Annotated in this window: 14 protein-coding genes; 6 read left to right on the forward strand and 8 right to left on the reverse strand. The window is 72.1% G+C overall.

Translation table 11 applies throughout. The annotated features are described in order from the left end of the window. Positions 1-451 precede the first annotated feature (451 nt). On the forward strand, positions 452-1906 hold the full coding sequence (locus NQZ70_RS20710; protein ID WP_237245467.1) for a hypothetical protein: 1455 nt from the start codon (positions 452-454) through the stop codon (positions 1904-1906). Positions 1907-1942: 36 nt separating this feature from the next. Here the strand turns inward: NQZ70_RS20710 and NQZ70_RS20715 are convergent, their stop codons facing one another. The 3 genes from NQZ70_RS20715 to NQZ70_RS20725 are packed head-to-tail and all read right to left on the reverse strand — an operon-like array spanning position 1943 to position 5182. Then, the gene (locus NQZ70_RS20715; protein ID WP_129575752.1) at positions 1943-3316 is read right to left on the reverse strand and encodes a sigma-54 dependent transcriptional regulator; all 1374 of its coding nucleotides are present in this window, start codon (positions 3314-3316) and stop codon (positions 1943-1945) included. Beyond that, positions 3313-4827 carry an ATP-binding protein gene (locus NQZ70_RS20720; protein WP_129575753.1) on the reverse strand — a complete coding sequence of 505 codons (1515 nt, stop codon included), beginning with the start codon at positions 4825-4827 and terminating at the stop codon, positions 3313-3315. The genes NQZ70_RS20715 and NQZ70_RS20720 overlap by 4 nt, the downstream gene beginning before the upstream one ends. Before the next feature lie 37 nt (positions 4828-4864). Beyond that, entirely contained in the window at positions 4865-5182 is a 318-nt protein-coding gene (locus NQZ70_RS20725) for a hypothetical protein (RefSeq protein WP_129575754.1), read from the reverse strand. A gap of 94 nt (positions 5183-5276) precedes the next feature. Between NQZ70_RS20725 and gspC the strand changes: the two genes are divergently transcribed. Then, positions 5277-6314: a type II secretion system protein GspC gene (gene gspC, locus NQZ70_RS20730; RefSeq protein ID WP_272483665.1), complete on the forward strand. Its 1038-nt coding sequence runs from the start codon at positions 5277-5279 to the stop codon at positions 6312-6314. Between the two features lie 8 nt (positions 6315-6322). Here the strand turns inward: gspC and NQZ70_RS20735 are convergent, their stop codons facing one another. After that, positions 6323-6781 (reverse strand): hypothetical protein, encoded by a 459-nt coding sequence (locus NQZ70_RS20735; protein ID WP_129575755.1) that lies wholly within the window; start codon positions 6779-6781, stop codon positions 6323-6325. 241 nt (positions 6782-7022) lie between these two features. On the opposite strand from NQZ70_RS20735, the gene NQZ70_RS20740 reads away from it, so the two are divergent. Next, on the forward strand, positions 7023-7745 hold the full coding sequence (locus NQZ70_RS20740; protein WP_272828931.1) for an AraC family transcriptional regulator: 723 nt from the start codon (positions 7023-7025) through the stop codon (positions 7743-7745). Here NQZ70_RS20740 and NQZ70_RS20745 read toward each other — a convergent pair. Together NQZ70_RS20745 and NQZ70_RS20750 are read right to left on the reverse strand one after the other, a co-directional pair. Next, positions 7723-8214, reverse strand: a complete 492-nt coding sequence (locus NQZ70_RS20745) for a DinB family protein (RefSeq protein WP_129575756.1) — start codon at positions 8212-8214, stop codon at positions 7723-7725. The two genes, NQZ70_RS20740 and NQZ70_RS20745, sit on opposite strands and share 23 nt — an antisense overlap. A 176-nt stretch (positions 8215-8390) precedes the next feature. After that, positions 8391-10439 (reverse strand): rhamnogalacturonan lyase, encoded by a 2049-nt coding sequence (locus NQZ70_RS20750; RefSeq protein WP_207217904.1) that lies wholly within the window; start codon positions 10437-10439, stop codon positions 8391-8393. Between the two features lie 672 nt (positions 10440-11111). Between NQZ70_RS20750 and NQZ70_RS20755 the strand changes: the two genes are divergently transcribed. After that, positions 11112-11540 (forward strand): CBS domain-containing protein, encoded by a 429-nt coding sequence (locus NQZ70_RS20755; protein WP_165374076.1) that lies wholly within the window; start codon positions 11112-11114, stop codon positions 11538-11540. A 94-nt stretch (positions 11541-11634) separates the two neighbouring features. On the opposite strand, the gene NQZ70_RS20760 is transcribed toward NQZ70_RS20755, so the two are convergent. After that, on the reverse strand, positions 11635-14565 hold the full coding sequence (locus tag NQZ70_RS20760; protein ID WP_129575758.1) for a molybdopterin oxidoreductase family protein: 2931 nt from the start codon (positions 14563-14565) through the stop codon (positions 11635-11637). Between the two features lie 494 nt (positions 14566-15059). Here NQZ70_RS20760 and NQZ70_RS20765 point away from each other — a divergent pair, with 494 nt between their 5' ends. Continuing rightward, on the forward strand, positions 15060-17324 hold the full coding sequence (locus tag NQZ70_RS20765; protein ID WP_129575759.1) for a bifunctional alpha,alpha-trehalose-phosphate synthase (UDP-forming)/trehalose-phosphatase: 2265 nt from the start codon (positions 15060-15062) through the stop codon (positions 17322-17324). Beyond that, positions 17321-19036: a DUF389 domain-containing protein gene (locus NQZ70_RS20770; protein WP_129575760.1), complete on the forward strand. Its 1716-nt coding sequence runs from the start codon at positions 17321-17323 to the stop codon at positions 19034-19036. The genes NQZ70_RS20765 and NQZ70_RS20770 overlap by 4 nt, the downstream gene beginning before the upstream one ends. A 29-nt stretch (positions 19037-19065) precedes the next feature. Here the strand turns inward: NQZ70_RS20770 and nhaA are convergent, their stop codons facing one another. Continuing rightward, the gene (gene nhaA, locus NQZ70_RS20775; RefSeq protein WP_129575761.1) at positions 19066-20472 is read right to left on the reverse strand and encodes a Na+/H+ antiporter NhaA; all 1407 of its coding nucleotides are present in this window, start codon (positions 20470-20472) and stop codon (positions 19066-19068) included. Positions 20473-20766 lie beyond the last annotated feature (294 nt).

A 20766-nucleotide genomic window follows, 5' to 3' on the forward strand; every position in this document is an offset into this window, starting at 1 on the left:
ATTGAGATCATCATGGGAGATCACGTCTGCGTGTCGCTCCTGCGTTGCGGGAGCCTCGCGCTGACCGTGGGCTCTCATGGACGCTGCGCCATGCCGCATCGCGTGGGGTCGGGTCTGCAGCACCCGCTGCGACGGGAGCCGCGGCGCCTCATGGCCTGATCTCCGCGGTCCGGACCGTACCGGCCGGGCCGAGATCGCGGCCGATGGAGAAATCGCGATCACTTAAGAAATGGTGTTGCAATAGTTGGCCGAGTCCCCTATTTAGACCACCATGGGAGATCACGTTCGCGTATCGCTCCTGCATTGCGGGCGCATCACGCTGGCCGTGGTCTCTCATGGGAACTGAATCTTCTTTGGAGGGGTACGAACCATGGAACAGCACGTACGATTCGCTCTATCCGCCGTGCTCGCGGCAGCGTCCCTGAGCGTGGCAGGGGCAGCCCATGCAGACGTGACCGTCACGGGGGATGTGTCGCCCGGAAACCCGAGTGATCCGTGGGATCTGGGGTCGAGCACGCTCGTCGTGGGCGGCGCGAGCAACCCCTGGGAGCCCACCTACAATGGAGGGGAAGTGACCGTCGCGAACGGCGGGCAGCTGAACAGCGCGAACGCGTTGATAGGAAATGGTCTCACCGGCAAAGTTCAGGTCACCGGGTACGGCTCGAAGTGGACCAACAGCGGATCCATCCAGATCTGCCTCCGCGGCACTCTTTCTCATGGGGAGCTCTTCGTCCGGGACGGCGCCGAGGTGCTCACCGATGACCTCGTGGTGGGTGAGCGCTCCTCCGAGAACTATGGTGTCCTGCTCGTCGAAGGGTATGACGCCACCGTGACGAGCCGAGCGAACACGTACGTCGGCCTCAGGGCGAAAGGTCGCGTCGAGCTCAAGAAAGGGGGGGCCTTCTTCTCGAACAATGTCTACATCGGCGGCGGCAGCGGCGCGTCGGGCTGCACGAGCTGCAATGGCCACGTCACCGTGACCGGCTCCGCGACGAGGTGGGTGAGCACGGGAGAATTCGCCGTGGGCGTGAACAGCCCGGGCACGCTGGACATCGAGCGGGCCCAGGTCTTCACGAACAATGCCAGGATCGGCCACAGGGATATTCTCATGAGGAGCAAGGTCAGCGTGCGCGGTTGGGGTGGTACGTGGACCAACCAGGGGCTCCTTCGCGTGGGGGCGGCGAGTGGATATGGCGAGCTCACCGTCGGGGCGTACGGGACCCTCGTGACGGAAGATACAGAGATCCATTCCGAGCTCGGCGGGGGCTTCATCAGGGCGAACGACGTCTATGCGTCATGGCTCAACAGCGGCGACGTCACCATCTTCGCCAGGGGCAATGCGTCTCCGTCGCTCCTGGTCGACAAGGACGCTTTCGTGAGCATCGGCGGCCTCCTCCGAGCCGCGCCGGTGGTCAGCACCTATCCCTACCTGGGGCCCTCCGTGCGCCTCGCTGACGGCGACCTCGTCGCGGGCGCCATGGAGGTCGAGGAGGGCGACTTCGACTTCGCCGGCGGGCGCCTCGCAATCGGCAGCTTCGTGGGCGATCTCGCCAACTTGCAGGCCGGCGAGCTCGCGGTCGGGGAGGAGCACGCTTCGACGACCATCGTCGGCAGCTACAGCCAGGGGCCGGGGTCCACCCTGCGCATCACCGTCGGGGGTTCGAGTCCATCGCCGCTCCTCCAGGTGGACGGGGACCTCCTCCTCGACGGGGCGCTGGAGGTCGCGCCGGCCGACAGCTCCGTGTCGTTCCAGGCCGGGGATTCCATCGTGCTGCTCGGCTGGGGCGGCGACCTCGCGGGGACGTTCGCTGCCGTGATCATCGACCTGCCGCTCGCCCCGGGGCTCGCCTGGGACACCTCCGCCCTGTACACGACCGGCGAGATCACCGTCGTGCCCGCGAGCTGATCACGCCACGACGGGCGCGCGATGGCGGGCGCTCGCTCACGCCCCCTCCTCGCCGTCGCTCCCCCCGCCGAACCAGCGCTGCAGCGTCCGCCGGTCGACGCCGAGCAGCGCCGCCGCCCGCTGCTTCTTGCCGCCCGCCCGCTTGAGGACGATCTGCGCGTACTCGCGCTGGAGCTCGTCGAGCGTCATCAGCCGATCCGCCGCGGCCTCCAGGAAATCCGGCGCGCCTCGCCGGGAGCGCACGCACTCCGGGAGGTCGTCCGGGGAGATCCGCCCGCCGTCGCAGAGCGCCGCCGCCCGCTCGATCGCGTTCTCCAGCTCGCGGACGTTGCCGGGCCAGTCGTACGCGAGCAGGCGCTTCAGCGCCGCGCCCGAGAACCCCGCGATCGGCTTGCCCGCGTTCGCGGCCGCGCGCGCCAGGAAGTGCTCGGCCAGCGGCACGATGTCGTCCGTCCGGTGCTTCAGCGGCGGGATCGCGATCTCGATCACCGCGAGCCGGTAGAAGAGATCCTCGCGAAAGGCGCGCTCGGCGACCGCCGCGCGCAGATCGCGGTTCGTCGCCGCGATGACGCGCACGTCGACCGGCTCCGACGACACCGAGCCGACCGGGCGGACCTCCCGCTCCTGGAGCGCGCGCAGGAGCTTCGCCTGGAGCGGCAGCGCGAGCTCGCTCACCTCGTCGAGGAAGAGCGTCCCGCCGTCGGCCTCCTGGAACATCCCGGGCCGATCGCTGCGCGCGTCCGTGTACGCGCCCTTGCGCACCCCGAACAGCTCCGCCTCGATGAGCGCCTCGGGGATCGCCGCGCAGTTGACCGCCACGAACTTCCGCCCGCGGCGCCGGCTCTCGCCGTGGAGCGCGCGCGCCACGAGCTCCTTGCCGCTCCCGCTCGGGCCGCTCACGAGCACCGTCGCCGGGTTGTCCGCGACCCGCCGCACGAGCGCGATCACCTCCTCGATCGCCCGGCTGCGGCCGATCATGCCCGCGATCGAGAACCGGTGCGCCACCTCCGAGCGCAGCTCGGTCAGCTCGACCGTCATCGCGCGCTGCCCGAGCGCCCGCTCCATCCGCAGCGCCATGTCCGCCGGCTGGAACGGCTTCGGCAGGTAGTCGAACGCGCCGGCGCGCATGGCGCGGACCGCGGTGTCGATCGAGCCGAACGCCGTCATGGCGATGATCGCCGCCCGCGGGTCGAAGCGCGCGATCCGCTCGATGAGCTCGATCCCGTCCATCTCGGGCATGCGCACGTCGGTCACGACGAGATCGAACTCCCGCTCCTCGAGGAGCGGCAGCGCGAGCAGCGGCGCGGTCAGCGTCGTCGGCTCGTGGCCCATGTCGCGGGCGATGTCGGCCACGAGCTTCACCATCTCGAGCTCGTCGTCGACGACGAGCACCCTCGCGCGCGGGCTCACGCGCGGGCCTCCGCCGCGCCGCGCGCGACGAGCGGCGCGGCCGCGCCGCGCGGCAGGGTGACGCGGAAGCAGGCGCCGCCGCGGCCGGTGCGGACCAGCTCGACCGAGCCGCCCGCGTCGCGCACGATCCCCTCGACGATCGCCAGGCCGAGCCCGGTGCCGCCGCCGTCGCCCCGCGACGTGAAGAACGCCTCGAAGATGCGCGCGGCGACGCCCGGCGGGACGCCCGGGCCGCGATCCTCGACCTCGAACGACGCCTTGCGGGCGTCGGCCTGCGCGAGGCGCACCGCGATCTCGCCGCCGCTCGGCTGCGCCTGCGCCGCGTTCAGGCACAGGTTGAAGAGCACCTGGAACAGGTGGTCCGCGTCGAGCGCCACGTGGAGCGGCGCCTCGTCGTGGTCGATCCGCGTCGTGATCCCGCGCTGCCTGCACTCCGGCCCGAGGAACGCGAGCACCTCGCGCGCGACCTGGGCCACGTCGCTGCCGCGGCCGAGCGTCCGCGGCGGGCGGGCGATGGAGAGCAGCCGCGCCACCACGCGGGAGATGCGCTCGGACTGCGTGGCGATCGTCTCCAGCTCGCCGCGGGTCGCCTCGGGCCAGCCGGGCTGGTCGGCGAGGCGGCGCGCGCGCGCCAGGATGACGTTGAGGGGCGAGCCGATCTCGTGGCCGATCGAGGCGACCACCTGCCCGACGGCCGACAGCGCGTGCGCCTGCTGGAGCTTGCGCTCGACGGCGGCCCGGGCGGCCTGCTCCTGCTCCAGGTGGGCGCGCGCCTCGGCGAGCGAGGCGGTCATCGCGTTGAACGCCCGCGCGAGCCGCCGGAGCTCCTCGGCGCCCGCCTCGGGCACCGTCACCCCGAGCTCGCCGCGCGCCACCCGCTCGACGCCCGCCACGATCGCGCCTGCCGGCCGCCCGACCGTCGCCCGGCTCGCGAACGCGGCGATCAGCGCCGTGGCGGCGAGGAGCGCGGCCCCGGCGAGCGCCAGCCCGCGGTTCGAGCTGCGCGCGAACGCGTCCAGGTAGCGGAGCTCCCGGACGACCACGGCGACCACCGACAGCCCGCGCTGCGAGAACGTGACGGTGCGCACGAGCGCCGGCGCCCCGCCGAGCGTGCGCTCCTCCTCGATCTCGGCGCCCGTCGCGAGCGCCCTCCGCGCCAGCGCCGCGAGCTCCGTCGCCTCGCCGGCGATCGGATCGGTCACGAGGATCGGGCCCCCGGCCGCGTCGAACGCCGCGATCCCGAGGATGCGGTCGGCCTGCGCGAGCCGCTCGATGCGGTGCTTGAGCAGCTCGATCTGGCCCCGCTCGACGGCGCCGCCGATCGCCGCCTCGACCAGGCTCGCGTGGTGGCGCAGCTCGGCGGCCGCCTGGCTGCGGAGGAACTGGTGCCGCGTCGTGTGGATGACCGCCCCGTAGAGCGCGACGGCCAGGACGATCGGCACGAGGAGCATGAGCCACAGCTGGAGCGTCAGCCCCATGGTGGTCCGCCCCTCTCGGCTTCGCGCGTTCATGCGATCCATTGTCCCAGATGCGACACGATGTCGCACGTCACCGGTCCTCGCACGTGCCGTCGCGGCAGAGCTGGTCGGATCGGCAGTCGCGCGCGTCCCGGCACCGGAGCACGCAGCGCCCGTCGACACACTCGTTCCCTGCGCCGCAGATCGAGCTGGAGAGGCACTCCACGCATCTCGCGCTGATGCAGTACCTGAGATCCTCGTCGCGGCGCCGGCACTCGGCATCTCTGGAACAGGGGGCGTTCTGCGGGTCCGGAGCGCATCCCACGGCCAGCGGAGCGGCGATCGCGGCGATCGCGGCGAGGAGCGCGATGGGGCGGGGGAGCCGTGCGGAGCCTGTCTTCTTCGTCATGCGCCCCCGGGCAGCAACTCCCAAGCCACGTGGGCACGGATGCTGCTCCACCACGGGCAGGCTGCGCTCGCGAGAGGGTCGCGGCGCGCAAGGCGTGCAAGGAACACCCGCGCGGGCGCCCGCGCTCCATCCGTGGCCGCTCACGGGCCGCTGGGGGCGCCGGCGCTCGCGCGGACACTCGATCTGGAAGACGACGTTGATCCCGGAAGTCCTCATCAAGCGAGCTTTCCCGGCGCTCCTCGGCGGGATGATCATGACGGCTGCGTACCAGCAGGCCTCCGGGATCTCGTACCTCGTCGAGGAAGCGTGGCTCTCCGGGCTGCCCGCGGCTCGGTCGGAGCCGCCGCCGCCGCCGCCCGTCCTGGAGCCCAGCGATCACGCGACCAGCGCGGCGGCGATCCTCGCGCGGAACCCGTTCGACTCGAGGACAGGGCCCCTCACGCCGAGGCCCGCGCACGAGGAGGCGGACGAGGACCCCGCAGCGTTCGGCGATCCGCTGCTGGATCCGACCTGCGAGGGCGCGCGCGTCCTGCTCATCGCCGCCTCGGAGGATCCCTCCTGGTCGTTCGCCACGATCGCGGTGGGGCGAGGGGAGCCGCTCCTCCGCCGGGCGGGAGATGCGGTCGAGGGCCGCTCGGTCCTCGCGATCGGCTGGGACCGCGTGTGGTTGGCCGAGCCGGGGGCGCGCTGCCAGGTCCGCATCGGCGACAACCGGCGCGCGCCGGCGCCGCCCGCGCCCCGCGCCGCGCCGAAGCCGCCGAAGCGCGGCGCGCTCCCGCCCGAGATCGCGTCGAAGATCCGGAAGGTGAGCGACACCGAGTTCATCGTCGACCGGACGGCGATCGATCTCGTCCTGGAGAAGCAAGGCGAGCTCATGCGCTCTGCGCGCATCGTCCCCGCCCGCGAGGGAGAGCGGGTGATCGGCGTCCGCCTCGCGCGCGTCGGGGCCGGCTCGCTCTTGACCGCGGTCGGCCTGCGCAAGGGGGACACCCTCCGGTCGATCAACGGCTTCGATCTGACCGACCCGCAGAGCGCCCTCCAGGCCTATGCCCGGCTGCGCTCGGCGGACAACCTCGCGATCGCCGTCCAGCGGGGCGGAAAGGACATGACGATCGACCTCCGGATCCAGTGAGCCTTCGCTTACAGGTCCGTGACCTCGACGTGATCCGACTCGGAGGCCCCCTCGGTGATGCGCAAGAGGCCGTCGAGCAGGTGGCCGAAGACGTCGTCGAGGCTGTCGCCGGACGGCGCGCCGAGCAGCGGCACCGAGTCGCCCCAGTCCTTGACGAGCATCGTCTCGCGCTCCTCCGCCGGCGGCCAGCGCAGGCTGAGGACCGCGCGGGTCCGGCCGCTGATCGCCAGCTCGTCGATCGGACGGCCCGCGAGCGCGGCCCGCGCCCGCCGGAGCTCCTCGTGGAGCTTTTGCGCCGGGAGCACCACCCGCTGCCCGCCGAGGGCCCCGGCCGCGCCGTGGACCGCCGCGAACTCAGCGGTCGGACACCCGTCTTCGAGGTGGTGCTGGATGCTGTCCCGCATGAGGGCGTACACGATCCAGCGCTGCTCGATCCACCCCTTGGGTCCAGAGAAGGACAGGCTCATGACCGGATTCTTAGCTCGCTCATTGTTTGAGATCAAACCGATTCCCGCGGCGGACGCTCGGGTTCGGACCTGGCCTCGTTTCTTCAGGGCTCCGCCCCGCTCCGCGCCCCGGCGTCCGCGTCGCGGCCGCCCTGGAGGTCCCTCGCCCCCCAGAGCGCCTGAGCTAGGATGGCGAGCTGATGGACCAGCGGATGTCGACATCCCCCGACGGAGCCAGCGACCGTTGAGCACGCCGGCGACGTTGAGCGGTACGCTGTTCGTCTCGGAGACACGGATGCTCTACGTGGGCCCCCTCGTTGCCACGAGGCGTCACGCGCATCACGCGGCCCAGGTCGTCATCGCGCCGCAGGGGCTGTGCATCGAGGACGGCGCCGGCGGACACCTTCACGCCGGCGCCGCCGTCATCCCCCCACGCATGCCCCATCGACACGGCGCGTGCGCACACGCTGCGATGCTGTTCCTCGACGGGGACGACCTGGCGAGCCGAGCGCTCTCTCGCGACGCCGAGCCCCGGTGCGAGACGTGGGGCCGCGGCGCGCTCGACGTGAGCGTCCCTCGCGATCCCACGCCGGAGATGGCGCGCGCTCTCATCGCCTCGATCCTCTCCGCGGTCGACTTGCGTCAGCCACCGGAGCCGCGGCACCCGGCGGCGCGTCGGATGTGCGCCTACCTCGATGGCTCCGACCCGGTCGACCTCGCGAGCCTCTCGCACGAGGCCGGGCTGTCGCCGCGGCAGATGCGCCATGCCTTCGCGCGTGACGTCGGGCTCCCGATGCGCGCGTATCTGCGGTGGAAGCGCCTGCGCCGCGCCATCGCCGCGGTGGAGGGGGGAGCGAGCCTGAGCGCCGCCGCGGCCGCCGCCGGGTTCGCGGACAGCGCCCACCTGAGCCGCGTCTTCCGGGAGCAGTTCGGAATGACGCCGACACAGGGGCTGAGCTCGATCACGTGGCGGACGCTCGACTGACGAGGAACTCGGGGAATCCGTCCCTCCGGCGCGGCATCCCGCATTGGATCATGATGGCGTCCACGTTTCCGCGGTGATGGGTCGTGTGTGTGACCACGTGGAGGATCATCGTGGCCGCGGTCATCGGCACGACCTTCCCGTCGGTGAAGCGCACGTCGCGAGGTCGTGCGAGCTCCTCCGGTCCGAGCGACGCCGCGGTCTCCACATACCAGCGGTCGATGGCCTCGGATCCGCGATCGAGCTCCTCGAGCGCAGGGAGGACCGCGCTCTGCGTGGACTCGTAGCCGTGCGAGACGCCCTGGAGGTGGGCCTGGAAGATGCGGCTGACGACGTGGGCGTGGTCGAGGACCCGCAAGATCAAGTCTGCGCCCTTCTGCGACGCGAAGGAATCGATGTCGCGAAGCGCGGCGAAGAGCTGTCGGTTGGCCCACGCGGCGTGATCGACGAGCGTTTGGAGATGAAGGTTCATACGTCCGAGCGTGGCCAGCGATCGGGCTGCGCGCTTGAACGCAACGGCGGACCCGGCGCCACGTCACGGCAGGGGCCGGGACGCCCATGCCCTGCTCGATCGCGCGCTCCAGCTCGTCGCGCCGGGCCGCCGCGCGGCGGCGGCGACGTGAGCCGCCGCACGACGGCGCGACGGCATCACCGCACCGTGATGTCGGGTCTGGGGGGCTCCCTCATGCCGTCGCCGATGTGGAAGCTGGTGTGCGGCGGCTGGTTGTAGGTCGCGTTTTGCGCCGACACGTTGGCACGGTACTGCGGATCGTGCATCAGGGTGTAGATGCGGCGTTTGGTGATCTGATCGGTGGTGTAGATGCGCAGGCTGTCGCCACACAGGAACACGACCTCCTCGCGCCAGTCGCCGAACAGATCAGCGCTGAGCGTCGGCACCGATTTGGTGCCGTTGATCGAGGTGCAGCCGCTCGCGGTGAAGCCCCGACCTTCGCCGTCGAAGTTCGTGACGGTGTTGCCGTCGAGCAGCTCGCGGCTCTCGTCGCCGTCCCACCAGATCAGGAAGTTCACCTGGCGGGGGCGGGAGCCGATGTTGCGACCGCTCGCCGCACTGAACAGGCCTGCGGTGTTGGTCCAGGCCTCGCCGCCGGGGTTGTCGGGAGAGATGTCGTCGGCAGCGCCGCGGCCCGGCCCCTCGCCGTCGCTGTTGGGGCCGCGCCACAGGATCTCGCAGGTCTCCGCGTCTCGCAGGAAGTACGAGGGCACGCCGTCCGCTTCGGTCGGCTGAAACACCTCGAGGCCGGGGCGCGAGGGGACCAGGTCGGCGACGTGAAGCGCGTCGCCGTGCCCGTAGAAGTCGACGGCGCACTTGCCCTTGCCGTCGGGGCCTATCGTCGCGGCGCCAGGGATGATCTCCTGCCTCAGGTCGCCGTCGGTGTCCGCCGCCATGACGCTGTGGACGCCCTTGCCGGCGAAGGCACCGTTGCCGTTCGCCGACGAATCGAAGCTCCACATCAGGCTCAGCCGGCCGTCGCGGTAATTGTACGCTCCGAACGTCGTTCGGGCGTAGTAGCCCCGCTGCATGACGACGCTCGGTCGGCCCGAGTCATCGAGGAACGCCAGCGTGGCGTTGTAGCGATCCGAGCGGTTGCCGTTGTTGTCGCCGAAGCTGCCGCTCGTGATGGGGGCGTGGTACGCGATGGTCGCGAGCTCCGAGCCGTCGACGCCGCTGAAGACCGTGAGATATTCCGGCCCGCTCAAGATCTTGCCCGCCCCGTTGCGATAGTCTCGCGAGTCGTCATCGTCGGCGGCGGGGCCGGTGTGCAGGAACGCTCCCTTCCCATCGCGTGTGCCGGGCGCGGTCTTGACGGCGATCTCGGCGCGGCCATCGCCGTCGAGGTCGTACACGACAAAGGGCGTGGTGTGCTCGCTCTCTCGGATGTTGATGCCCAGGTCGATGCGCCACAGAAAGGTGCCGTCGGTGTCGTAGGCCGCGAGCTTGGGCTGGCCGGTGCGACCGTCCTGCGACGGATCGCGCGGGTTGTTCTGCTCTTTGACCACGAGCTCGTAGTCGCCGTCGCCGTCGAGATCGCCGGGGGAGGCGTCGCCGGCCTGGTAATTGTTGGGCGTTTTGAGCGGGATGGTCAGATAGTTTCGCTCCCACGTGGGTGTGCCCGCGCCCCCGCTGCGCGTGTTGGCCGAGTCGCCCTGCTCGACGCCATCGATCACGGCGCGGACGGTGTACTTCGCGTCTCCGGGGGCCCCCGAGTCGAAGTAGTTGGTCGAGTCGGTGATGGGGGTGTCGTTCACCTTGGCGCCGTCGCGGTAGACGTTGAACCCGATCTCGGGATCCTCGTAGCCCATCAACCGCCAGCTGATGAAGTTGCCTTCGCCCGAGCGCACGGCCACCACGCCGCGGCACAGGTTCTCCAGCGTGACGTGGCCGGTCGCGGCGGCCGGCGTCACTCCGCAGATTGACTCGCCTGGGCTGTCGGTGCCGCCGGTGCCGGGCTCTCCACCGCCCGCCGCGCCGCTGGATGTCTGCCCCACCGCGCTGCTGGACGTCTGCCCGGACGCGCCGCTGGACGTCTGCCCCGCCGCGCCGCTGGATGTCGGCCCCGCCGCGCCGCTGGATGTCGGCCCCGACGCGCTGCCTGTATTCGGAGCGCCACCGGAGCCGTCATCGCCCGACTCGGACCCGCTGCACGCACTTAGGGCTCCCGCCACGACCAGGGCCATGGTCCCATAAGCAATAGCTCTCATTGTAGTACTCGCCTTTCAAGCCAATCGAAAACGAGACGAACGCCGACGCCGGCGCTGCCGGACGTGGCGCGCGTGAGCTGGTCGCGGATCACTCCGCGACCGAGGGCCCGCTGAGCCGCCGCCACGGAACGTCCGAGATCACCGTTTCCAGAGCTCGACGGGGTTGTGGGATGAGGTGCTGGCTTTCGGTCACCACTCTGAGGCGTCTACTCAACTTTTTTGGGTGGCGCACCCGAAGGAGCTGCATAAATGGAATTTTGTAGCCGAGCGGAATAGTCCAGGAGACGAGGCGAGCGCGGCTGCCCATCGCCGAACACGGCCCGGGCCGAACGACCGTCGAAGGGAGCGAGCGCTGCCGGGCGTCGCGCGGGGCGGCTCGATCGTCGCGCCGGACTGAGCCGCACGTCGGCTAGGTCAACCTGCGGATGGGCTGACGAAGGGACTGACCCGACCGAGCGCTGGAGAGAGCTGGCGCCTCGCGCCCGCGCGGTCGTCGCGAGATCGCATCTCGCGCCATCCCATGTTCGTCGCGAGCTCGGCACCTGTGCCTCGCGGCGCGATGGCCCGCCGTTTGCTGGTGCTGGATCTCGCGGCGAGACGATGGGCGTCTCGAACACGAAGCATAATGCGATGCCAGGAGGAGAGACAATGAACTGCTCCGAGATCATGAAGACCGACGTGGCGTGCTGCAAGGCGGGCGAGCCCGTCGAGCGCGTCGCCGAGCTGATGCAGGCGCGGAACATCGGTTTCGTTCCGATCTGCGGCGATGACGGATCCATCATCGGGACCCTCACCGATCGCGATCTCACGATCCGGGTGCTCGCGGAGCACCGTCAGGCCTCGTCGACGCGGGCGGAAGACGTCATGACCCGAGAGGTCGTCTGCTGCCGTCCGGACGAGGATCTGAACGTGGCGGCGAGCCTCATGAGCAACCACAAGAAGTCGAGGATCGTCTGCGTCGACGACCAGAAGCATCCTGTCGGCGTCATCAGCCTGTCGGACATCGCCGACAGGGACGGCGGGGCGAGGTCATCAGAGCTCTTGAGCTCGATCTCTCAGCGAGAGGCCCGCGCGTAGCGCCCGCCGCTCCGCTCGCGCGCGTCAAGGCGGCCCGCCGCGCTCCGGCGGGGACGCCCCGCGCGCGGCTGGGCGAGCGCGACGGCGTGCTGGCTCAGAACGGGACGCCCAGGATCTGCGGCGCGTGCGCGCCGACCTGGGTCAGGAGCCACGCCTGCTGGCGGCGCGTGTTCTCCTCGATCCGGTCGCAGCTCGCCATGAGGGGGCGGTCGAGCAGCATCATGGCCGTCTTTTTCACGGCGACGAGCGTGATGTGCAGGTCGGCCGCGAGCACGTAGAGCTCGTGCAGCCCGCGGAGCTGCCCGAGCTTGCCCTCCCTGGCCCGGTTCAGGCGGATCTTCTCCGGCAGCGAGCTGAGCTCGTTCGCGTCGCCGGCCGGCGGGGCGGGGTCGTAGGGGCGCGCCGCCGGCTCCAGCCACGAAATCGACTGCCGCGAGAGCTCCTGCAACCGCGCGAGCCCCATCGACAGCTCGCCCTCGTTGAGCTCGTGCTCGGAGGCGGCGTCGCACGCCGCGATGAACCGCTCGTGGGCCAGCCGGAGCAGGCCGAGGTAGTCGCCCAGGCGCTGCCGCTCCGCGGTGCCGCCGGAAGGGCGCGCGATCGCCGACGCGACCGCCGAGGCCGCGGCGCCGGCGCGCGCGGCCGCCCGCTCCGCCGCGCCGGCGATCTTCGCGGCGGCGCTGCGCGCGGCGCTCACCTTCTGCAGCCTGGCCGCCGCGAACTTCACGGCCGGCTGTTTGCTCACCGGGTCCCACGTCGTCATCGTCAGCTCGTTCGCGGCCCGCGGCCGCCCGTCCGGCTCGGCCCCGTCCGTTCCCTCCTCGTCCCAGTAGCCGTAATGAAACGGGATGAACAGGTGCCCTGGGAGGATATCCCCGATCCTCGCCGCCCCGCGCACCCGGCCACGGCGGGTCACGACGTCGACCATCTCTCCCTCGCTCACGTCCATGCGCGCGGCGTCCTCGGCGCTCATCTGCACGAACACGTCCGGGGCCGCCGCCTGCAGCGCCGGCGACCGGCCCGTCTTCGTCCGCGTGTGGAAATGGTAGACGAGCCGACCGGTCGTCACCCACAACGGGTACTCGTCGTCGGGCGACTCCGGCGGAGCGAACCAGTCGGCGGCCTTGAGGATCGCGCGGCCCGCCGGGTCGTTGGCCGAGTACTCCTCGCGCGAGACCGCCGCGCCGGTCTCGATGTCGTGCCCGTAGCTGCCGCACTCGTCGGCGCCGGTCGGAAAGCGCAGGTCCGCATACAAACGCTCGGTCCCGTCGGGGTGCTCGTCGTTCACCGGCCACTGGATGCCTGAGCCGCCGGTGAGCTTGGCATAGGTCAGGCCGCTGTAATCGCAGTTCTGGCCCTCGCTGCACGCGCGCCACGCGTCGAACGCGCCCTCGGGCGTGTCCCACGTGATCAGCGGCTGACCGTCCTTGTCCGTGAACCCCATGCGGCGCGCGAAATCGATGAAGACATCCATGTCCGGCCGCGCCTCGCCCGGCGGGTCGACGGCCTTGTACGAGATGTGCACCGTCCGATCGGTGTTCGTGAACGTGCCTGTCTTCTCCCCCCAGATCGCGCTCGGCAGGACCAGGTCCGCGAACCGCGTGGTCTCGGTCGGGAAGGCGTCCTGCACGACGACGAAGAGATCCTCCTTCGCCAGCGTCTTGCGGATGCGGGGCAGGTTGGGCACCGAGACCGCCGGGTTCGTGCCGATGATCCAGAGCATCCGGATCGACCCCTGCTCGGCCAGGCGGAACAGCTGGGTGCAGTGGGTGTGGGGCGCGAACGTGGGGATCACGTCCGGCTCGACGTTCCACACGCGCGCGAGGTCGGCCACGTGCGCCGGGTTGTTCATGTTGCGGAACCCCGGGAACTCGCCGTCCGCGCCGGTCTCGCGGGTGTTCTGGGCCGTCGGCTGGCCGTTCGACTGGATCACGCCGCAGCCGGGTTTGCCGATCATGCCGCGGATCAGGACGAGGTTGTTGACCTGGCACGCCGCCGCCGTGGCCTCGTGCGCCTGATAGACGCCCTGGAGCACGGTCGCCAGGAGCCGCTCGCTCGTCCCCAGCAGGCGGGCCGCGGCGTTGAGCTGCTCCACGGGGACGCCGGTGATCTCGGTCACGCGCCGAGGCGGATACCCCGCGACCTTCTCCCGGAGCACGTCGAACCCGACCGTGTGAGCCTCGATGAACGCCCGATCCACATGCCCATTCTGGATGAGCAGGTGCATGAGCCCGTTGAGCAGCGCCACGTTCGTGCCGAGGCGCGGGGTCAGGTGGACGTCCGCCTCCCGCGCGGTGTCGGTTGTCCGCGGGTCGATCACGACGAGCCTGGGCGGGTTCGGGCCCCGGCGGCGATCGAGGATGCGCATCCACGACACGGTCTGCGTCGCGGCGATGTTGTGGCCGACGTGCAGGATGCAGTCGGCGACGTCGAAGTCCCGGTAGCTCGACGGCTGCCCGTCGCGGCCGAACGTCTCGCGGAGCGAGCTGCCGGCCGTGGCGGTGCACAGCCGCGTGTTCCCGTCGATGTGGTTCGTCCGGAGCCCGGCGTGGGCGATGACGCTGAGCGTGTAGTACTCCTCGAGGAAGAGCTGCCCGCTGTTGTAGATGGCGACCGCGCTGGGCGTGTACCGCGCGACCACGTCCCTGCACCGGCGGGTCATGAGATGCATCGCCTCGTCCCACGTGGCCTCGCGGAACGCGTCGCCGGGCTTCTTGCCGGTGCGGATGAGCGGCCGGGTCAGCCGGTCGGGGCTGTTGTTCGCGACCCAGCCGTGGAGCCCCTTCGGGCCCAGCCGGCCGTGGTTCACGACGTCCTGGGCCCGGCCGCGGACGCCGACGATCCTGCTCCCCTTGACGCCGATGTCGAGCCCGCACCCGTTCGTGCACAGCACGCAGCAGGACTGGACCCATCGCTCCGGCTCCTCCTCCGTCTGCTCGTCGACCCGCGCCGGCCATCGATGCTCGCCGAAGTACGGCGTCCGCTCGCCCCACGGGCTCGTCACGCTGTTCCGTGTCTGGGCCATGCTTGGACTCCTTCCATGCCGCCAGCGTGGGCCACGTCGCCAGCGTGGGTATCCGTGGCGGGTGGCGTAGCAGGGGCGCGGTGGGTTGCCAGCTTCGATGCACCGCCTCGATACCGCGCGATCGAACAGACATGCTCGAGCGAGTCGCGCCTGACAGGATGTGCCTGACATCCATCGGAGCCCGACGCGCCGCGACACGCCTGCGCGGCGAGGTGCGAGGTGGACGACCGATCGACGCGCGCGGCGCTCCGGCGCGCCGGATCAGCTTGCGCGACGCCGCGCGATATGTTTTGAGTTCAAAGTATTCGCTCAGCCACGCCCGCCCGCGTCAATCCCGGGCGAGCGTCGCGCCCTGTTTGTATTCGACGGCACGCTGCCTCGCGGCGCGCGGCTCGTCCCGACGCCGGCGCGCGCCTCGCGCCCGGCCGACGAGGGCGGCGCCGCGCCTCGCGCCCGGCGAGCGGCGCGTCGTCACCGCAGAGGAGGGGAATTCCATGGCCCGACTGCTCATCGTCTCCAACCGTCTCCCGATCAGCGTGCGCGTCGACCGCGGCGCGCTCTGCCTCACGCGCTCCTCGGGCGGCCTCGCCGCCGCGATGCGCGGCCCGCACGAGCGCCACTGCGCGGTCTGGATCGGCTGGCCGGGCAGCGTCGCGAGCCTCACCCCGGAGCAGCGGAGGGACGCCGACGCGGCGCTCGCCGGGATGCGCGCCGTGCCCGTGCACCTCGGCGCCGCGGAGCAGCACCGCTTCTACGACGGCTTCTCGAACGGCGTCCTCTGGCCCCTGTTCCACTACCTGCTCGACAAGGTGAACCTCGACGCCGAGCTCGACTGGGAGGCCTACCGGCGCGTCAACGAGCACTTCGCCGACGTCGTCGCCGCGCAGTACACGCCGGGCGACGCGATCTGGGTGCACGACTACCAGCTCCTGCTCCTCCCGGCGCTCCTGCGGCGGCGCCTCCCCGGGGCGCGGATCGGCTTCTTCCTCCACGTTCCGTTCCCGTCCGCCGAGGTCTTCCGCATCCTCCCGTGGCGAGAGCAGATCGTGCGGGGCCTGCTCGGCGCCGACCTGATCGGCTTCCACACGGCCGGCTTCCGCAGGAATTTCGCGGCGTCGGCGGCGCACGTGCTCGGCGTCGAGCCGGGCGAGGCGGCCATCGAGCACGACGGGCGCAGGGTCGCGCTGGGGGTCCACCCCATCAGCATCGACGCCGCCGAGATCGAGCGGCTCGCGGGCCACCCCGGCGTCCGGGAGGAGGCGGCGCGCATCCGCGCCGAGGCGCGCGGCCGCAAGATCGTGCTCGGGATCGATCGGCTCGACTACACGAAGGGGATCCCGCGCCGCCTGCTCGCGATCGAGCGGTTCCTCGAGCGCGAGCCGGAGCTGCGCGATCACGTCCGCTTCCTCCAGCTCGCCGTGCCCACGCGCGAGTCGGCCGGCGCGTACGCCGATTTCCGGCGGCTCGTCCACGAGATGGTCGGCCGCATCAACGGGAAGTACGGGACGACGTACGCGACGCCGATCCACTACATGCACCGCTCGCTGCCGTTCGAGCAGGTGGTCGCCCTCTACCTCGCCGCCGACGTGATGCTGGTGACCCCGCTGCGCGACGGCATGAACCTCGTCGCGAAGGAGTACGTCGCCGCGCGGGTCGACGACGACGGCGCCCTGATCCTGAGCGAGTTCGCGGGCGCGTCCTCCGAGCTCGCGGAGGCGATCTCCGTCAACCCGTACGACATCGGCTCGGTCGCCGCCGCCGTGAAGCAGGCGATCGCCATGCCGCCCGCCGAGCAGCGGCTCCGGATGGCGGCGCTGCGCCGCCGCGTGGCCACGCACGACGTGCACACCTGGGCGCAGTCGTTCCTCGACGATCTCGACCGCGCCGCGCCGACGGCGCCCGCGGCGGCCCCCCCGTCGCGCCGGGGGATGCCCGAGAGCGTCGTCGAGGGCGTCCGCCGGGCGCCGCAGCGCGTGTGGATCCTCGATTACGACGGCACGCTGGTCCCGTTCGCGCCGGTCCCCGATCTCGCCGCGCCGGACGAGGAGCTGCTCGCGCTGCTCCGGGCGCTGTCCGAGCGCGACCGCGTGCACGTCGTGAGCGGCCGCCCGCGCGCCGACATCGAGCGCTGGCTCGGCGCGCTGCCGCTCCACCTCCACGCCGAGCACGGCTTCTGGTCGCGGCCCAAGGCGAGCGACGACTGGGTCGCGCTCGAGCCGGACGCCGCCGCCTGGAAGGGCGAGGTGCGGAAGATCCTCGAGGACGTCACCCGGCGCACGCCGGGCACCTTCATCGAGGAGAAGACGGTGACCCTGGCCTGGCACTACCGCACGGCCGAGCCCGAGCTGGCGAGCCAGCACGTGCGCGAGCTCTGCGCGCGCCTCGAGGCGCGCCTCCCCATGGATGCGCTGGAGCTGCTCGCCGGCGCGAAGGTGATCGAGGTCCGGCCGCGCGGCGTGCACAAGGGCAGGGTGGTGCCGCTCATCCTGGACGACGTGCCGGCGAGGGCGGCGGTGATCGCGATCGGCGACGACCGCACGGACGAGGACATCTTCGCGGCGCTGCCGCCGTCCGCGTGCACCATCCACGTCGGCAACGCGAGCAGCCGCGCCGCCTACCGGCTGCCCGACGCCGGCGCGGTGCGGCGCCTCCTGCGCGTGGTCCACGCGGGGCCGGACGCGGGCCGCGCGGGGCTGGACGCGGGCCGCGCGGGGCTGGACGCGGGCCGCGCGGGGCGGGGCGCCGGGGTCGTGGCTTGACGCACGCCGCGTGGGGGGCGCTCCAGGACCGCATCGCGGCCGCGTTCGGGATCGAGCCCGAGGCGCGCGAGGCCATCGTCCGGAGCATGCTGGAGCGGAGCGCCAAGGGGGCGGCGGGCTACTGGCTCCAGCTCTTCCTCGCCATGGGCATCGCCTCGCTCGGGCTCGTGCTCGGCAGCGGGGCCGTCGTCATCGGCGCGATGCTGATCTCGCCGCTCATGGGGCCCATCGTCGAGCTCGGGATGGGCCTCGCCATCGGCTCGCCGTTCCTGGCGCTGCGCTCCTTCACGCGCGTCGCCTTCAGCGTCGTCATGGTCGTGACGAGCGCCGCGGCGCTCACCCTGACGCTGCCGTTCTACGAGGTGACGTCGGAGATCGCCGCGCGCACCTCGCCGACGGCGCTCGATCTGCTCATCGCGATCTTCTGCGCGATCGCGGCCGCGTACACCACGGTGCGGCCCGGCTCGGACACGACCTCGACCGCCGCGGGCACGGCCATCGGCATCGCGCTCGTGCCCCCGCTCTGCGTGATCGGCTACGGGATCGGCACGCGGGTGACGAGCATCGCGAGCGGCGCCGCGCTGCTCTTCACGGCGAACCTCTGCGCGATCCTCCTGTTCGCCATCCTCTGCTTCCTGCTCCTCGGCTACAGCGCGGTCAGCACCGCGGAGCTCGAGCACGCGGAGCTCGCGAAGCAGAAGCCGGGGGCGATCCGCCGGGTGGCGCGCGCGCTGCAGGTCTTCTTCGAGCTGCGCCACGGGTGGATCTTCCGCGTGATGATGCCGCTCGCGCTCCTCGGGGCCGTGTACCTCCCGCTCCGGGAGGCGCTCGCGCGGGTGTCGTGGCAGGTGCGCGTCCGAACGGCGATCGTGCGCATGCTGGACGCGCTGCCGCAGAGCACGGTGCGGTCGAGCGTCACCGTCGACCACGGCAGCGTCGCCGTGCGCCTCGTGATGCTCGGCCGGACCGACGAGGCCGAGCGGCTCGAGCGGGATCTGCGCGACCAGATCGCCGCCGTCGCGGGCATGACCCCGAAGGTCGACGTGATCGCGGTGCTGGACGCGAGCGCGCTGGAGGAGGTGGCGGCGTCGGTCCGCGCGAGCTCGACGCCCATCGACGTGGCGCCCAAGGAGCCGGAGCTCGCGCTCGTTCAGAGGGAGCTCGCCGCGTCGCTCGCGGGCGCGTGGCCGCACGCGGCGGGGCCGCTCGTCGCGTGGCGGCTCCGGTTCCCGGACAACGAGCCGGCGGTCGTGGAGGTCGTGCACGTCGGCCCGGCGCTCGGCGCCCCGGCGGCCGACCTGCTCGGGCGCGCGCTCTCGCGGGATCTCGGCGCGGAGGTGGCGGTGCAGGACCGCGCCGTCGCGCCCGAGCCGATCGTCGCCGAGCCCGAGGGCGGGTGGCCCTGGCTCCAGGAAGCCCAGCCCGCGCTCGCCTGGGTGGACGACGTGGAGGCGCTCCACGGGTGCGTCGAGGTGCCGCCGAGCCCCGGGGAGAAGCCGAGCGAGGAGGTCGAGGCGGTCCTCGCGGCGCTGCGGTCGCTGCCGGCCCTCCGCTCGGATCGGGTGCACGTCCGCGAGGGCGCGCGGTGGCGCGCGATCGTGTCGGCCGCGCCGTGCGCGCCGCCGGAGCCCGCGCCGGCCGACGCTGGCGCCGCGGCGGCGCCCGGCGCCGCGGCGGACGCTGGCGCCGCGGCGGACGCCGGCGCTCGCTGAGGCTCGGCGGCGCGGGCGATCCCGCGGGGCTACTGCTCCGTCGACGCCTCCGCCTCGGTGGCCGTCGGCGCCGCGTCGGGCGCCGGGGCCCGCGGCAGCGCGAGCCTGCCGACGAGGAGGCCCACCACGGCGGCCACGGCCGAGGCGAGCAGGACGCCGAGCTTGGCCGCGGCGAGCTGCGCGGGGTCGTCGAACGCGAGGCCGGCGATGAAGATCGCCATCGTGAAGCCGATGCCCGCGACGCAGCCCACGACCGCGATCCCGCGCCAGCCGACGCCGCGCGGCAGGGCGCAGACGCCGAGCCGGACCATCGCGAAGCTCGCGAGGAAGATGCCGATCGGCTTGCCGACGACCAGGCCGAGCATGACCCCGAGCAGGATCGTCCCCGAGGCCGCGTGGCCGAGCGAGGAGCCGTCGACGCGGACGCCGGCGTTGGCGAAGGCGAACAGCGGCATGATGCCGTACGCGACCCACGGGTGGAGCGCCGCCTGGAGCCGGACCACGGGCGGCAGCGCCTCGAGCTGGGCCTGCCGGATCCGCCCGAGGGGCTTCAAGAGCTCGTCCGTGCGGTGCTCGTCGCGCTCGGTGAGCGCGGCGACCCTGTCCACCGCGTCGCGCGCCGCGGCGACGAACCCGTGGCTGCCGAACCAGGAGCGCACCGGCGTGAGCAGCCCGATGATGACGCCGGCGATCGTCGGGTGGACGCCGGCGCGGAGCATGCCCCACCAGAGGACGGCGCCGGGGGCCACGTAGGCGGCGGGCGAGCGGACGCCGAAGCGCTGGAGCAGCCGCACCGCGAGCAGCCCGCCGCCGGCGATGAGCAGCCCGCTCCACGCGACGCCCGACGAGTAGAACAGCGCGATGACGATGATCGCGCCGATGTCGTCGATGATCGCGAGCGCGAGCAGGAGCACGCGCAGGGCAGGGGGCACGCGCTTGCCGAGCAGGGCCAGGACGCCCACCGCGAACGCGATGTCGGTCGCCGTGGGGACGCCCCAGCCGTGCCGCGAGACGGGCGACGCGTTGAGCGACAGGTAGAGGAGCGCGGGCGCCATCATGCCGCCCAGCGCCGCGGCGATCGGCAGCGCCGCGCGCTTGAGATCCGAGAGCTCCCCCTCGTGGATCTCCCGCCGGATCTCCAGGCCGACGACGAAGAAGAAGATCGTCATCAGCCCGTCGTTGATCCAGAAGTGGAGGGGCTGCGTGGACACCAGCGAGCCGGCGCCGATCGTGATCGGGAGATGCCAGAGGTGCTCGTACGCGTCGCCCCACGGCGAGTTCGCCCACGCGAGGGCGACGACCGACGCGACCAAGAGGACGATCCCGCTGGCGGCCTCCACGTGCAGGAAGCGCTCGATCGGGCCGAGGACGCGCTCGGCGATGCGGCGCGCGGGGGCCCAGGTTCCGGGGGCGTGCTGTGACGGGGATCGACTCAAGGGACGGCCACGGCGCGAGCGACATCGCGCGAAGGGGGAAGGCGGCCCGACCGTCCCGTGATGACCTGTCGCGGCGCTCTGCCGTCGCGACACCCGCCCGGGAGAATACTCATCCGGGCAACCGAAGCCAGTGGGAACGGGCTCTTCGGGCGGGTGCGCTCGCCGGCGCGATCGCGAGCTGCCGCCCGGTGCCGACGCTCCAGCGCGGCCGCGCGCCGCCGCTCCGGCGTCGCCGGGCGCACGGCTCCGGGCGTGGACCGGATTCGAGGCGCCGTGTGGATCGTGAGCTGGCCT

It is taken from the genome of Sorangium sp. So ce836 (assembly GCF_028553905.1).
Taxonomy (GTDB): domain Bacteria; phylum Myxococcota_A; class Polyangia; order Polyangiales; family Polyangiaceae; genus Sorangium; species Sorangium cellulosum_D.

Coding starts and splice junctions, on each gene's coding strand:
- NQZ70_RS20745 (WP_129575756.1), bottom strand. CDS start 8,214: ATGAACCTTCATCTCCAAACGCTCGTCGATCACGCCGCGTGGGCCAAC.
- NQZ70_RS20765 (WP_129575759.1), top strand. CDS start 15,060: ATGGCCCGACTGCTCATCGTCTCCAACCGTCTCCCGATCAGCGTGCGC.
- NQZ70_RS20760 (WP_129575758.1), bottom strand. CDS start 14,565: ATGGCCCAGACACGGAACAGCGTGACGAGCCCGTGGGGCGAGCGGACG.
- NQZ70_RS20735 (WP_129575755.1), bottom strand. CDS start 6,781: ATGAGCCTGTCCTTCTCTGGACCCAAGGGGTGGATCGAGCAGCGCTGG.
- NQZ70_RS20725 (WP_129575754.1), bottom strand. CDS start 5,182: ATGACGAAGAAGACAGGCTCCGCACGGCTCCCCCGCCCCATCGCGCTC.
- NQZ70_RS20720 (WP_129575753.1), bottom strand. CDS start 4,827: ATGAACGCGCGAAGCCGAGAGGGGCGGACCACCATGGGGCTGACGCTC.
- NQZ70_RS20750 (WP_207217904.1), bottom strand. CDS start 10,439: ATGGCCCTGGTCGTGGCGGGAGCCCTAAGTGCGTGCAGCGGGTCCGAG.
- NQZ70_RS20755 (WP_165374076.1), top strand. CDS start 11,112: ATGAACTGCTCCGAGATCATGAAGACCGACGTGGCGTGCTGCAAGGCG.